Source organism: Amorphoplanes friuliensis DSM 7358 (assembly GCF_000494755.1).
GTDB lineage: Bacteria > Actinomycetota > Actinomycetes > Mycobacteriales > Micromonosporaceae > Actinoplanes > Actinoplanes friuliensis.
The window spans coordinates 2,783,452-2,797,589 of the sequence record NC_022657.1 but is presented as its reverse complement, the minus strand read 5'-3'; the positions used below and the strand labels follow the sequence as shown (position 1 = coordinate 2,797,589).

Sequence of the window (14,138 nt, the reverse complement as noted above, 5' to 3'; positions counted from 1 at the left end):
GTGTTCAGCCGGGGTCCGGAACATCCGGCGACCCGCACGCCCTACGACGTTCTCGTGCCGGTCCGGCGTTCATCGGAAGTGGAGATTTCAGAACGAACGTTCTATTCGTTAAGATGGTGGCATGACGCGCGGTGACACGGAAACCCGGCCCTCGGAGGCTCGCCTCCGGCTCCTGAACACGGCAATCCGGATCTTCTACGCGGAGGGCATCCACTCCGTCGGCGTCGACCGGATCATCGCCGAGGCCAAGGTGACCCGGGCCACGTTCTACCGGCACTTCCCCAGCAAGGACGACCTCATCCTGGCGTACCTGCGTGAGGTCCATCAGATGGACCGCAGCCGGTTCGAGACGGCGATCAACACCTCCGCACCCTCACCCGTCGAACCCCTGCTGGCCATCGCCAACTCCATCGCCGACGGCATCCAGTCCCCCGGCTTCCGCGGATGCGCCTTCCTCAACGCAGCCGCCGAGTATCCGGACGACGACCATCCCGTGCACCGCGAGATCATCGACCACCGGCAGTGGTTCCTGGACACGCTGACGACGCTGATGGCGCAGGTCCACGAGGAGACAGCGGATCCTGCCGCGCGTCACTTCGTCATGCTCCGCGACGGTGCAATGGCGGCCGGATGCCTCTTCGAACCCACCCTCGTGGCGGACACCTTCCTGCGCGGCATCGAAGGACTCCTGCGGATCAACTCCGAGCGCCAGGCGGCCGAGTCCGCCCACTGACGACGGTTGGCGGGCCGGGCGCCGCGCGCTTCACTGGGTGCATGCTCAGATCGGACGAAGAGTTGGTCACCTCGGCGCTCACCGGTGAGGTGTCCGCGTTTGTCGTGCTGACCGAGAGGCACCGGGCGGGGATGCGCGCCACCGCGATCGCGGTGCTCGGGTACACCGACGAGGCCGAGGACGCTGTCCAGGACGCCGTGCTCACGGCCCTGCAGCGCCTCTCCGACCTGCGCGAACCGGCCGCCGCCGGTGCCTGGCTGCGCCAGATCGTGCGCAACAACTGCCTGATGCGGTTGCGGCAACGCCAACCCGTGCCGGTGGCCGAACCCGAGTCGCTGCTGCCGCCCGCCGATGACCCGCGGCCCGATGAGGTGATCGAGCGGTCACACGCCCGCGACTGGGTGCGGCACGCGGTCGGCCTGCTGTCCCCGGCCCTGCGCGAGGTGACGCTGCTGCGCTACTTCACCGAGTTCCGCTCGTACCGGCAGATAGCCCAGCTGTGCGGCATCCCCGAGGAGACGGTCGGCAGCCGGTTGCGGGACGGGCGGCGGGCGCTCACGCGTACGTTGCAGGAGAGCTCGGGTGACGCCCACCCCGAGGCGGATCTGGAGGCCGACGGCCACCGCCGGCTGGCGCGGCAGCACCTCGCCGCGATGCAGGGTGACGAATACGAACGGGTCATCGAGGACTGGTACCAGCCCGATCTGTCCGTCGTGGCGCTGGGCGGCCTGGCCGGCGACCGGTCAGCGCTGCGGCTGATGATGGACTACACCTTCAGCGCCGGGGTGGGTATCCGCCTGCGCGATGCCACTGCCAGCGGAAACGTGCTCGTGTGGGAGACCGACTTCCTCAACCCCGCCTCGGACCCCGATCACTGCCCCGCGGGGTCGGCCTGGCTCTTCCGGATGAGTCGAGGACGAGTGGCACGCCTGGCCGTCGCGTACGACACCGGGGTGAGATCTGGATCATAGGTTTCGCACCGCACTTTCCGCGCATCCGTCGCATCCCGTTCCGGAGGGCCGGCCCACGGCCCGTACGGAAGGAGACCGGCCATGCCGATCGAAGACCTGCCCGAGCTGCTGCGCCCGGCGATCGAGAAGCACCGCGACCGCGCCGAGGAGCTGGGCCGCGCGCCCGACGAGCTCGTGGCTGAACTGCGGGAGCGGGGTGCTTTCAGCCTCTTCACCCCCCGCGAGCTGGGCGGATTCGAGGTGCCGGTGGCGGAGGCGCTGGACTTCTACGCCCGGGTGGCGCGCATCGACGGCCCGACGGCCTGGCTGCTGTGGAACTTCAACCTCGGCTTCATCGCCGGGTGGCTGCCGGATGAGGCCGTAGAGCGGATCTTCACGGGCGGTGTGCCGCCGCTGATGGCGAACTCCGGCCAGCCGGGCCTGCTCACCGTCACCGACGGCGGCTACCGCCTGACCGGCACCTGGAAGATCGTCAGTGGCGCCCATGCCGCCGAGTGGTACCTGCTGGCCGGAGCTGACCCGGCTGCGGGTCCGGGCTTCGCGGGACTGCGCTTCTGCGCTGTGCCGCGGCCGGACGTCACGGTCCAGGACACCTGGGACGTCGTGGGCATGCGTGCCTCCGACAGCAACTCGGTCACGGCCGACGACGTCTTCGTCCCGTCGTTCATGACCCAGAGCCTGTTCGCGACCCACCGCACCATCGGGATGCCTGTTGTCAGTCTGCTCTACCCGGGCTGTGCCGCCGTACTGATCGGCATGGCGGAGGCGGCGATCGACGAGCTGATCGAGGTGGCCGCGGTCAAGAGGGGCTTCGACGGCATCCCCCTGGCCGAGAAGGACCATGTCTCCGTGGCTGTCGGCCGCTCGCTCTCCCAGGTTGCGGCGGCCCGCGGTCTGCTGCTGTCCACCCAGCAGATCTTCGACCGTGCGGGGGCGTCCGCGACCGAGCGCGAACGAGCCGCCGTCCGGGGTGCCATCTGCCACATCACGGAGACCGCCCGTACGGTCCTGGCAGCCATGTACGAGGCGGGAAGCTCCGAACCTCTCTACCGGACCAGCCGTCTGGGCCGGATCCACCGGGACGGCATGGCCACGGCCCAGGCCGCCAACCTCTCCACCACCCAGTGGACCGTCCCCGGCCGCCTGGCCCTCGGTCAGCCCTCGGGCTGGCCGTTCGTGTAAATCAGGACCGGCCCACCCGTAAGCACCTCGTAAGGCACTGGAGCCCTGAGGGTGGACACAATCCACACATGATCACTCTCGCGCTGATCGGCTTCGTCGGCGGTCTGATAACCGGGATCTCGCCGTGCGTGCTCCCGGTCCTGCCCGTGGTCTTCCTGTCGTCCGGCACCGCCGCCGGCCGGGAGAGCACGGGCCGCCGGCCGCTGCTGGTCGTACTGGGGCTGACGTTGAGCTTCAGCGTCTTCACGGTGCTCGGATCTCTGGTTCTGCGGGCATTGCCGGTGCCTCAGGACATCATCCGCTGGGCCGGCATCGTGATCCTGGCCCTGCTCGGCATCGGGATGATCGTCCCGCGGTTCGAGGCGTGGCTGGAGCGGCCCTTCGCCCGTCTGGCGCCGCGAGCCCCCGGGCAGGACCGCGGTGGATTCCTGCTCGGGCTCGCCCTGGGTGCGGTCTACGTGCCGTGCGCCGGCCCCGTGCTCGCCGCCATCGCGGTGGCCGGCGCCACCGGACGCTTCGGTGCGTCCACTCTGGTGCTGATCGCCACCTTCGCCCTCGGTACGGCCATCCCCCTGCTGATCTTCGCCCTCGCCGGCTGGCGCATCACCGACCGGCTGCGCTCCTTCCGGACGCGGCAACGAGGCATCCGTATCGCGGCCGGCGGCGTGGTGGTCGCCTTGGCGGTCGCGCTGACCTTCAACGTCACCGACGCGGTACAGCGGGCGATCCCGGACTACACGAGCGCGCTGAACGACCGCATCGACGCCGCCGGCGCGGTGGCCGGGGCTCTGACCGGCGGTGGCGCCTCGACCGCGCTGGCCGCCTGCCAGGAGACCGCGGGCCAGGTCGCTCCGGCACTGAGCGACTGCGGTCCCGCCCCGCAGCTGACGGGCCTCGACGGCTGGCTCAACACACCCGGGAACGCACCCGTCACGCCGGCGCAGCTGAAGGGCAAGGTCGTACTCGTCGACTTCTGGGCGTACTCCTGCATCAACTGCCAGCGGGCCATCCCGCACGTGAACGCCTGGGCCCGTGCGTACGCCGGCAGTGGACTGGAGGTGATCGGCGTGCACACGCCGGAGTACGCCTTCGAGCACGACGCCGGCAACGTCGCCGCCGGCGCCCAGCGGCTCGACATCGGCTATCCGATCGCCCTGGACAACAACTTCAAGACCTGGGACGCGTTCCACAACCAGTCCTGGCCGGCCGACTACCTCATCGACGCCACCGGCCGGATCCGGTACGCCGGAGTCGGCGAAGGCCAGTACCCGCAGACCGAGGAACTCATCCGCCGCCTGTTGAGCACCGCACATCCTGATGTGATCCTGCCCGCCGCCACGGACGTGCCCGACCGCACGCCGACGGCGTCCTGGCAGTCACCGGAGACCTACCTCGGTGCGGCCCGTGCCCAGTACTACTCCGGCAAGACGCCGCTGCACCCGGGCAAGGCCACCTACACACTGCCCGGGGACCTGGCCGACACCTCCTACGCCTACGGCCTGTCGGGCACCTGGACGGTCACCGACGAGTCGATCACCGCCGAGAAGGACTCGGCGATCACGCTGAACTACACCGCCCGCGACATCTATCTGAACCTCAGCGGCACCGGCACGGTCAAGGTCACGGTCCAGGGCAAGACCCAGACGTACGAGGTCAGCGGCGCCCCGAACATCTACACGGTGCTGCATCGGCCGCGCCTCGGTGGCGGCACGTTGACGGCCTCGCTGTCACCAGGGCTGAGCGCCTACTCGTTCACCTTCGGCTGAAACGCCGGCCCGCGCCACAACGAGCCTGATCGATCTGCCGGGTCTTGCGTACGTGCTCTATATTGAGATCATCTTTATATGGAGGTGCGAACCTTATGCGCGAACCCACGTTCTGGATCCTCACCGCGCTGGCCACGGAATCCCGCCACGGCTACGCGTTGATTCAGGAGGCTGACCGCCTGTCCGACGGCCGGGTGAAGCTCCAGGCCGGAACGCTCTACGCCGCGCTCGACCGGCTGGTCGACGAGGGTCTGGTCGAGCCGGACCGCGACGAGATCGTCCGCGGGCGCGCCCGCCGGTACTACCGCCTCACCAACGAGGGTGCGACCGCCCTCGACGCCGAGGCGGCCCGGCTCCAGGCCAGCGTGAACGCGGCGAACGGCCAGCTCTCCGCCCGGCGGTTCGGACTGGGCCAGGCCACCGCGGGCCTGGTGATCGCGTGACAACAGCCGAGTTCGACGGCCCGAGCCGCCTGGAACGGCAGCTGCACCGGCTGCTGATGGCCTACCCGCCGGGCCCGAGACGTGAGGAGCTGCTGGACACGATCGTCGACGGCGGGCAGTCCCGGCTTTCGGCGCGACAGGCGCTGAACCTTCTGCGCCATGGTTTGCGGGCCCGTCTGGGGCATCCCCGGAGTCGTGCCGTCGTGGTGATCGCCACGCTGATGACGCTGCTGGCGGGAGTCTTCGGCGCGGCCGCCGCGGCTCCGCTGGGCTGGGCACTGGCGCCGTCGCTGCCCCAGGGCGCCGCGGCCGAGGAGCTGAAACGGGAGGTGCTCCCCGGCCTGACCGTGTGGGGCGGCGGCGACGCGGCCCGGTGGGTGCGGACCGGTGACGGCGAGGGCTGGCAGTACGGGTTCGCGGAGTACTGGGCGCAGCACACCAACGAGACCCGCGAGGTCCCTGCGTACACGGAGCAGGTCCGCGACCGGCTCGCGGCGCAGGGCTGGAAGATCCGCGGCGACGTGGAAGTCACCCGGCCCGCGCCGGACGACGAACCGCCGGCCTCGACGTCCGCGACATTCTGGGCCACCCGGGACGGCCTGGTCCTGCGCTTCGAGGACAGGCTCGTCGACAAGCCCGCCGCGTGGTCCCCCGAGGGCAACGCCACGTTCACCGTTTCGCGCTCGGCGCCGGCTCTGCTGTGGGCCATCGCGCTGATCGGCGGGCTGGCCGGTGCGCTCATCGGCTGGCTGGTGACAGGATGGGTCGCGCGCCGGGTCCAGGGGCGCCGGCTGCTGCGAGTGCTCACCGTCCTCTCGGCAACGATCGGTTTGGTCATCATGCTGCCGCTGGTGGCGTTCGTGATGCTGTACTCGATCCCGGACGAAGCCCCGCGGCTGGCCGACGAGAAGGTCTTCCTCGGGTTGCGGGGAGTCCTGATCGGACTGTGGCAGCCTGCTCTGCTTTTTGCGGGCGTGATGGTGCTGCTGGCAGCGACACCGCGCCGCAGTGAACGGTCGCGGCCGGCCCGCGTCGTGGCGTTCGGTGCAGCCGCGGCGGCCCTGGTCGCGGCGGGGTTCGCCGACCGGGTACCCCAACTCGCCGAGAGTGCCCGTTCCGCCGCGGCCGCCGACCGGACCTGCGTGCTGGCCACACCGGCCTGGGAATCCGCGAACGGCGATCGGCTCAGCTACCTCGCCCGGGTCTTCATCCGCCCGGAGACCACTGCGGAACAGCGCAATCTCATCGATGCGGCGATCGCCCGCAATCCCGGCATGCGCGGCTTCACCTTCTACTTCGACCCGACGTCCGCGGCCTACCGCAATGCCTACTGCGGGGGTGCGCCGCTTCCGGCCGGAGCCGGCCGTGACCTGCCGTACTTCTGGGAGGTCGATCTGAGCAGCCCGGGAGTGCTGCCAGGTCTCGCCGCCGAGGTCGCCACCATGCCCGGCGTGGTCGCGGTGAAGCCCGCTTAGCTCCCGAATCACTGCGGATAGAACGTTCGGTCTTGACACGCGCTCCTCGGCGCCCTACCGTTGGTCAGGACAGAACGTTCGTTTCACCGGTGCGGGCCTGCGGGCCAGTTCACCGACCGAGGTGAGGAGAGGGCCATGCCCACCAAGATCACGCTGATCATCGACAACCCCACGGACCCCGAGGCCTTCGAGCGGGTCTACGAGGACGTGAAGCGGGCCGCCGAGAAGTTCCCGAAGCTCCAGCGGCTCGAGTCGGCCAAGGTGTGGCCCAAGGAGGACGGCACCGCCACCCCCGCGTACCGGACCCTGGACCTGTACTTCGACAGCTACGAGGACGCCTCCGCGGCCGTCGCCACGCCGGCCGCCGGCGACCTCTTCGGCGGTCTCGTGGGAACCCAGGTCCCCTTCAAGGGCCTGTTCTCCGACATCGAGGCGTAACAACCGTGAGAAGCAAGCAGACCTCCGGCCGGGCTGACACCCCGCCGGAGGTCTCGGCTCCCCCGTGGCGGGTCGAGGGTCACCCCGACGGCGACCGGCGCCGACCGGGACCCGGCAAGCGCCCGGCCTGGCAGCGGTTCGGCTGGATGCTGCTGGCCCTGCTCGCCCTCAACTGGGTCATCTCCTCGTTCCTGCTCGCACCGGCGCCGCGCACGACCGTGTCGTACACGTTCTTCCTGACCCAGGTCGACGCGGGCAACATCGCCGAGATCACCTCGACCAGCGAGGCGATCGACGGCACGTTCAAGGCGAGGACGTCGTACACACCGACCGGCGCCAAGAAGGCAGAGCGGGTCGAGCGGTTCACCACGCAACGGCCGTCGTTCGCCGAGGACAACCTGTTCGCCAAGCTGCAGTCGACGAACGTACCGGTCAACGCCAACAATCCCGACCGCCGCGCGCCGGTCTGGCAACAGGTTCTGCTGGGGTTCGGGCCGACGATCCTGCTGGTCGGTTTGTTGATCTGGTTCATGCGCCGCGGCTCGGCCGGCTCGGGCGCCGGTATCGGCGGCTTCGGCAAGTCACGCGCCAAGCTCTACCAACCCGAGCGCGGAGCACGCACGTGTTTTGATGACGTGGCCGGCATCGAGGAGGTCGAGCAGGAGGTCACCGAGATCGTCGACTTCCTCCGCGAGCCCGGGAAATACCGCATGCTCGGTGCCCAGATCCCGCACGGCGTCCTTCTGTCCGGCCCTCCCGGTACGGGCAAGACGCTGCTGGCCCGCGCCGTGGCCGGTGAGGCCGAGGTGCCGTTCTTCTCGATGTCCGCATCCGAGTTCATCGAGATGATCGTGGGCGTCGGGGCCAGCCGGGTCCGCGACCTGTTCGAGCAGGCCAAGAAGGTCGCCCCGTCGATCATCTTCATCGACGAGCTGGACGCGATCGGCCGGGCCCGCGGCGGTTCGCAGTCCCTCGGAGGCAGCGACGAACGCGAGCAGACCCTCAACCAGATCCTCACCGAAATGGACGGCTTCACCGGAAGCGAAGGTGTGGTCGTGCTGGCCGCCACCAACCGGCCGGAGGTTCTCGACGCCGCACTGCTGCGGCCGGGCCGCTTCGACCGGCGCGTCACGGTCAGCCCGCCCGATCTCAACGGGCGGTCGGCCATCCTGCGCGTGCACACCCGCGGCGTACCGGTGGCGCCCGGGGTCGACCTGGAGTCGCTCGCCTCGGCCACGCCGGGCATGGTGGGCGCGGATCTGAAGAATCTGGTCAACGAGGCCGCTCTGCTGGCCGCACGCCGTGGCCACACGGTCGTGCAGAACAACGACTTCACCGACGCCCTCGAGAAGATCATGCTGGGCACGGTGCGCGGCATCATGCTGACCGGCGAGGAGAAGGAACGCACGGCGTTCCACGAGTCGGGTCACGCCCTGCTCGGCATGCTCACGCCGGGCGCAGACCCGGTCCGCAAGATCTCGATCATCCCGCGCGGGCAGGCCCTGGGCGTGACGTTCCAGAGTCCTTCGGCCGACCGCTACGGCTACTCGGCCGGATACCTGCGGGGACGGATCATCGGCGCGCTGGGCGGCCGGGCCGCCGAGGAGGTCGTCTACGGCGACATGACCACCGGCGCGGAGAGCGACCTCGACCAGGTCAGCACCATCGCCCGGCAGATGGTCGGCCGCTGGGGCATGTCCGACGCGATCGGGCCCGTGTCGGTCCTGCCGCCGCCCGGCAGCGAGTCCCCCTTCGGCCTGGACGGCGTCGCGCCGGCCACGAAGGAACTCATCGACCGCGAGGTCCGCCGGATCGTCGACGAGTGCTACACCGCAGCGCTCCAGCTCCTTCGCGAGCACCGTGAACAGCTGAACCGGCTGGCCGGGCGGCTCCTCGAGGCCGAGACGCTGGACGAGGCCGACGCCTACGCGGCTGCCGGGATCGACCGGGAGCAGGCACCCGGCGTGGTCGCCCGCGGCGAAGTGCCGGCCCTCGTTCCGGCGCTGCACGACGCGCAGCCGGCGGCGAGCGTAACCGCACGAACAGCCATCACCGATTCCGATGCAGACCAACGAGCTGAGCGGATCTGACGCCATGCTGGAACAACGCAATTTCGGTATCGAGCCGTGGGCGATCCGGGAGACCGGGTTCGACCCCGGCAACCTCGGCCACGCCGAATCGGTCTTCGCTCTGGCCAACGGCCACATCGGGCTGCGCGGCAACCTCGACGAGGGCGAGCCGTACGGGCTCCCGGGCACGTACCTGAACTCCTTCTTCGAGTACCGTCCGCTGCCCTACGCCGAGGGCGGGTACGGCTATCCCGAGTCGGGGCAGGCCGTCCTGAACGTCACCAACGGCAAGGTGTTGCGGCTCATGGTCGACGACGAGCCGCTGGACATCCGGTACGGCGACCTGCGGCACCACGAACGGGTGCTGGACTTCCGCGCCGGCACCCTGACCCGGGAGTTCGAATGGGTCTCGCCGGCCGGTAAGGCGGTGCGCGTGCGCTCCGAGCGCCTGGTCTCGCTGGCGCAGCGCGCCGTGGCCGCGATCCGGTACACCGTCAGCGCGGTCGACCAGCCCATTCTGGTGGTCGTGCAGTCCGAGCTCGTGGCCAACGAGGAGCTGCCCACCGGCGGCAACGACCCCCGGGTGGAGGCGGCGCTGGTTCAGCCGCTGCAGCCGGAGGCGCACTACGTGGACGACTCGGGAGTGACGCTGCTGCACCGCGTCGAGCAGTCCGGGTTGCGGATGGCCGCCACCATGGCCCACGACATCGACGCCCCCGACGGCTTCCAGGTGCACACCTCGGCGCACGAGGACCTGGGCCGGACCACGATCACCTGCCGGCTGCTGCCCGGTCAGCACCTGCGCATCGTCAAGCACCTCGCGTACGGCTGGTCGTCGCAGCGCTCCCTGCCGGCCCTGAATGACCAGGTCCGCGCCGCCCGGACCGTCGCCCGCTACCACGGCTTCGAGGGCCTGCTCGACGAGCAACGCCGTTATCTGACCGATTACTGGGCCAGCGCCGACGTCGAGATCGAGGGCGACCCGCAGCTGCAGCAGGCGGTCCGGTTCGCGCTGTTCCACGTCCTGCAGGCCGGCGCCCGGGCGGAACGGCGCGCGATCGCGGCCAAGGGCCTCACCGGGCCCGGGTACGACGGACACACGTTCTGGGACACCGAAACCTTCGTGCTGCCGATGCTCAGCCACACCGCACCCGACGCCGCAGCCGACGCGTTGCGCTGGCGGCAGAGCATCCTGCCCCAGGCCCGGGAACGGGCGGAACAACTCGGCCTGTCCGGCGCCGCCTTCCCCTGGCGCACCATCCGCGGCGCCGAATGCTCCGGATACTGGCCGGCCGGCACCGCCGCCTTCCACCTCAACGCCGACATCGCCGACGCGGTGATCCGGCACGTGCAGACCACCGGTGACGCGGACTTCGAGCGGGAGGTCGGGGTCGAACTGCTGGTCGAGACCGCCCGGCTGTGGATGTCGGTCGGCCAGCACGCTCCCGGCGGCGGTTTCCGCATCGACGGGGTCACCGGTCCCGACGAGTACAGCGCGGTGGCCGACAACAACATCTACACGAACCTGATGGCCCAGCGGAACCTGAACGGCGCCGCCGCGGCCTGTGAACGCCACCCCGGCAAGGCTTCCGAACTGGCCGTCGCCGCCGAGGAGACGGCCGCCTGGCGCAAAGCCGCCGAGAACATGGTGATCCCCTTCGACGACCAGCTCGGAGTGCACGCCCAGTCGGAAGGTTTCACCAGCCACGGCCGCTGGGACTTCGCCGGCACCTCGCCCGGGCAGTACCCGCTGATGCTGCACTTCCCGTACTTCGACATCTACCGCAAGCAGGTCGTCAAGCAGGCCGACCTGGTCCTGGCGATGCAACTGTGCCCGGAGGCCTTCACCCCCGAGCAGAAGGCCCGCAACTTCGCCTACTACGAGCAGATCACCGTACGGGACTCGTCGCTGTCCGCGGCCACGCAGGCGGTCATCGCCGCCGAGACCGGCCACCTGGACCTGGCGTACGACTACGTGAGCGAGACCGCCCTGCTCGACCTCGGCGACCTGGCCGGCAACACCGCGCACGGCCTGCACATCGCCGCGCTGGCCGGCGCCTGGAACGGCGTGGTCGCCGGGTTCGGCGGCCTGCGCCACCTCTCGACCGGCCTGGCCCTCGCACCCCGCCTGCCCGGGGCACTGACCCGGATCGTGTTCCGGCTGCGCTGGCGCGGCCGGTGCCTGGTCGTGGAGATAACCCCGGACCAGGCGGTCTACCACCTGGTGTACGGCGAGGACCTGGAGCTCCGTCACCACGGCGAGCTGATCACCGTGCCCCGCGACGGTTCCACGGCCCGGCCCATCCCGGCCCCGGAGCCCGTCGAGCCGGTACGCCAGCCGCGGGGTCGCGAGCCTCTCGCCCGCCGCATCCGCGAGGGAGCTGCCTGACGGGGAGTGATCGACGCCGCCGCACCGGGTTCCGGGCGGCGGCGTCGCGGTCGTTCACCTGCCGACGCTGGGCCTCAGCTGCCACTGCTGGTCGTTGGTGCCACTGTCCCGGTACTGCTGGACGTTCGCACTGTCCGCTGTGGACGCCGCTTCGACCGCCAGCAGTTTGTTGCTGTTGCGGTTGACCAGCTTGTAGTTGCCGCCGCCCACGTCGACCGGTAGCCACAGGTGATCGGCGGTGCCGTTGTCGTCGTACTGGACGATCTGCGCACTGTCCGCGGTGGACATGCCGGCCACGCCGAGGACCTTGCCGCTGTTCAGGTTCTTGATCCGGAACCAGCCGTCGCGGTTGCTGACCAACTCCCAGCGGTGATCCAAGGTACCCGTGTCGCTGTACTGCTGGACCGGTGCGCTGTTGGCGGTGGAGGCCGCGTTCACGGCCAGCAGTTTTGCGCTGTTCCGATTGAAGATCTTGAAGGTCGGCCGGCTCCACACCTGGAACTCGCTGACGCCCCAGCCCACCCCGCCACCGCGGTTGGGTGCGAGCACCCGCAACTGGCTCGTGGCCAACGGCGGGAACGTGATCCGGGTGAGTCCGTTGGCCGTGGTGGCCGTCCGGGTCTGACCGGGCACGCTGGTCCACGCCGCACCGTTGAGGTACTGCAGGTCGTAGCTCGTCGGGACCCGCACTCCCCCGCCGTCGTCGTAGAAGTACAGCCGGACGTCGTCGACGGTGACCGGCCGCCCGAAGTTGACGCCGACATGGTCAGCGGCGTTCGGCGAGCTGTACGAGGTCCAGCGGGTGTTCTGCGGGACGTTGTTCTCGAAGATGTTCCCGTCGACAACCCGCCAGGCGTTGTCCACGGAGAAGGTGTACGAGGCGAACGGCTGGGTCGCCCCGCCGCCGTGCCGCTGGGTGTTGGCGGCGATGTTGACACGGCCGTCCGTCAGCGGCGTGACAACCGGGGTGCCCACATCGACGGTCAAGGGCGTGAGACCGGCCTGCGCGGCGACCTGGTTGCCGTCGACGAAGACCTTCAGGCCCGTACCCCGCCCGTACCGGGAACCGGTGCGGTCCCACAGCACGGTGAGGTTGTGGCCGTGGTACGGCGCGTTCTCCACCAGGAAGTAGTCCCAGCTCGCCGGGGCCAGGGGCTTGACGGTGACCGCGTTGTCGGCCCGCCCGTCGAGGCCGATCAGCCCCGAGATGACGTTGTCGACGAACGTCGAGTGGTTGTAGTCCTCGCTGTGGCCGTTACCGTCGTAGATCCACCGGTTCTCGTCCGGGTGGTGCGCCTCGGCCACGTACGGCACGCCGTTGCGGTACTGCGTGGCGGCGTACTTGTGGAGCAGGTCGACGTAGTTCGCGTTTGTCACGTAGGGCTGGGCCGGGTAGTCCTGCAGCAGATTGGCCAGGCCGGTGAGCACCTGTGAGGTCGCATACGGCCAGGACGGTCCGTTCCACCGGCAGCAGCCGCTGAGCGCGTCGCGCATGAACTGGGGACTGCGCCGCTCGGCCGTGGTCGGACCGTACGCGGAGGAGAAGCCCTGCGGGTCGACCACCTGCGCCCAGGCCGCCGAGCGGGAGGCGTCCGGCATGTCGAACATCCAGGGTACGAACCCGATGTGCTCGCGCGTGTCCAGCTTGCCGAGACCGGGGTTCCCGTCGCGCATCACGTGGTAGTAGAAATTGCGCTGCGGGTCCCACAGCCGTGCGTCCATGTTCGTTTTCAAAGCTGCGGCCCGGGCGTTGTAGGTGCCGGCCGTCGCGGTGTCGCCGTTGAGCCCGGCGATGTCGGCGATCGCTCTGGCGTCGCCGTACTGGTAGGCGTTGATGCTCGGCCGGTAGCCGGCACCGCCGTGGTAGGGATCGGGCGACTGGTAGGACGCTGCCGACAACTCGCTGGCGTCCCACACCGGCACCTGCCAGTACAACCCGAGCGCGGCGTTGTACTGCACGTTCCACCGGTCGTAGAACCGGGTCAGCGCGGGCTGCTGCGCGGCGGCGAAGGCACGGTCGCCGTTGATCAGGTAACGGTTCCAGACCGCGCTCGCCGCCCAGAAGCTGTACTCGTGGCCCCAGTCGGTGGTGTTCGGGTTGACCGACTCCTCAGCCGGCTTGGGACCGGCTCCCGGCCCGGTCAGCCAATAGTTGATGTAGTCGTCGACGTACCGGTTGTCGCGTACCCAACGGCCTTCGTTGATGTGGTGGCCGGCGGCAGCGGAGATGCCGCCGTAGGGAGCGCCGTAGGACACGGGGTTGAGGAACTCGCTGGAGATCCAGCCGAACTCCGGTCCGGTGTAGACCAGATGTTCCTTCCAGGTCTTCCACCGGTAGTAGTAGACGTCCTGGATCTGCCGGTCGGGGACCTCCAGGAACGGGATGTTCGCGCGGTACCACGCGGGGTCGTTGAACCCGCCGACGAAGGCGTCCTTGTTCAGGAAGGCCGTGCCGGGGCCGACCGCCGGCAGCGGTTCGCGGGGATCGACGGCTGCTGCCGGGGCCGCGGTGACGGCGACGCAGGCGGCAGTCATGAATGTGACGGTGGCGGCGCCCAGCAGGCGACGCAGAGCAACGGTGAGGGGAACGCGCAGGGACACGGCGGCAACTCCTCCGGACGGGGATGCTGTGATCCAAGCTCTCCCGACTCAACTATGTCAATGTCTGGGGA

General features: G+C 69.7%; 10 protein-coding genes. 9 read left to right on the top strand and 1 reads right to left on the bottom strand.

The genetic code is table 11. The features are described from left to right. The first annotated feature begins 121 nt into the window (after nucleotides 1-121). The 9 genes from AFR_RS12980 (at nucleotide 122) to AFR_RS12940 (ending at nucleotide 11,466) form a co-directional block, all read left to right on the top strand. Nucleotides 122-733 (top strand): TetR/AcrR family transcriptional regulator, encoded by a 612-nt coding sequence (locus AFR_RS12980; RefSeq protein WP_023360922.1) that lies wholly within the window; start codon nucleotides 122-124, stop codon nucleotides 731-733. Nucleotides 734-774: 41 nt separating this feature from the next. Continuing rightward, on the top strand, nucleotides 775-1,704 hold the full coding sequence (locus AFR_RS12975) for an RNA polymerase sigma factor (protein WP_041840827.1): 930 nt from the start codon (nucleotides 775-777) through the stop codon (nucleotides 1,702-1,704). An 81-nt stretch (nucleotides 1,705-1,785) separates the two neighbouring features. Beyond that, entirely contained in the window at nucleotides 1,786-2,886 is a 1,101-nt protein-coding gene (locus tag AFR_RS12970; protein WP_023360920.1) for an acyl-CoA dehydrogenase family protein, read from the top strand. A gap of 68 nt (nucleotides 2,887-2,954) precedes the next feature. Next, nucleotides 2,955-4,652, top strand: a complete 1,698-nt coding sequence (locus AFR_RS12965; RefSeq protein ID WP_023360919.1) for a cytochrome c biogenesis protein CcdA — start codon at nucleotides 2,955-2,957, stop codon at nucleotides 4,650-4,652. Between the two features lie 95 nt (nucleotides 4,653-4,747). Next, entirely contained in the window at nucleotides 4,748-5,095 is a 348-nt protein-coding gene (locus tag AFR_RS12960; protein WP_023360918.1) for a PadR family transcriptional regulator, read from the top strand. Further along, nucleotides 5,092-6,570, top strand: a complete 1,479-nt coding sequence (locus AFR_RS12955) for a hypothetical protein (protein WP_023360917.1) — start codon at nucleotides 5,092-5,094, stop codon at nucleotides 6,568-6,570. The genes AFR_RS12960 and AFR_RS12955 overlap by 4 nt, the downstream gene beginning before the upstream one ends. Before the next feature lie 135 nt (nucleotides 6,571-6,705). Next, nucleotides 6,706-7,008 (top strand): EthD family reductase, encoded by a 303-nt coding sequence (locus tag AFR_RS12950; protein ID WP_023360916.1) that lies wholly within the window; start codon nucleotides 6,706-6,708, stop codon nucleotides 7,006-7,008. A gap of 5 nt (nucleotides 7,009-7,013) precedes the next feature. Next, entirely contained in the window at nucleotides 7,014-9,098 is a 2,085-nt protein-coding gene (ftsH, locus tag AFR_RS12945) for an ATP-dependent zinc metalloprotease FtsH (RefSeq protein ID WP_023360915.1), read from the top strand. A gap of 4 nt (nucleotides 9,099-9,102) precedes the next feature. After that, nucleotides 9,103-11,466 (top strand): glycoside hydrolase family 65 protein, encoded by a 2,364-nt coding sequence (locus tag AFR_RS12940; RefSeq protein ID WP_041842118.1) that lies wholly within the window; start codon nucleotides 9,103-9,105, stop codon nucleotides 11,464-11,466. A 54-nt stretch (nucleotides 11,467-11,520) separates the two neighbouring features. Here AFR_RS12940 and AFR_RS47290 read toward each other — a convergent pair whose 3' ends face one another. Then, on the bottom strand, nucleotides 11,521-14,001 hold the full coding sequence (locus AFR_RS47290; RefSeq protein ID WP_148307946.1) for an MGH1-like glycoside hydrolase domain-containing protein: 2,481 nt from the start codon (nucleotides 13,999-14,001) through the stop codon (nucleotides 11,521-11,523). Nucleotides 14,002-14,138 lie beyond the last annotated feature (137 nt).

What these genes read in the sequence shown, in the direction of transcription:
- AFR_RS12980 (WP_023360922.1), top strand. Translation starts at nt 122, where the DNA reads ATGACGCGCGGTGACACGGAAACCCGGCCCTCGGAGGCTCGCCTCCGG.
- AFR_RS12965 (WP_023360919.1), top strand. Translation starts at nt 2,955, where the DNA reads ATGATCACTCTCGCGCTGATCGGCTTCGTCGGCGGTCTGATAACCGGG.
- AFR_RS12975 (WP_041840827.1), top strand. Translation starts at nt 775, where the DNA reads ATGCTCAGATCGGACGAAGAGTTGGTCACCTCGGCGCTCACCGGTGAG.
- AFR_RS12950 (WP_023360916.1), top strand. Translation starts at nt 6,706, where the DNA reads ATGCCCACCAAGATCACGCTGATCATCGACAACCCCACGGACCCCGAG.
- AFR_RS47290 (WP_148307946.1), bottom strand. Translation starts at nt 14,001, where the DNA reads ATGACTGCCGCCTGCGTCGCCGTCACCGCGGCCCCGGCAGCAGCCGTC.
- AFR_RS12970 (WP_023360920.1), top strand. Translation starts at nt 1,786, where the DNA reads ATGCCGATCGAAGACCTGCCCGAGCTGCTGCGCCCGGCGATCGAGAAG.
- AFR_RS12960 (WP_023360918.1), top strand. Translation starts at nt 4,748, where the DNA reads ATGCGCGAACCCACGTTCTGGATCCTCACCGCGCTGGCCACGGAATCC.
- AFR_RS12940 (WP_041842118.1), top strand. Translation starts at nt 9,103, where the DNA reads ATGCTGGAACAACGCAATTTCGGTATCGAGCCGTGGGCGATCCGGGAG.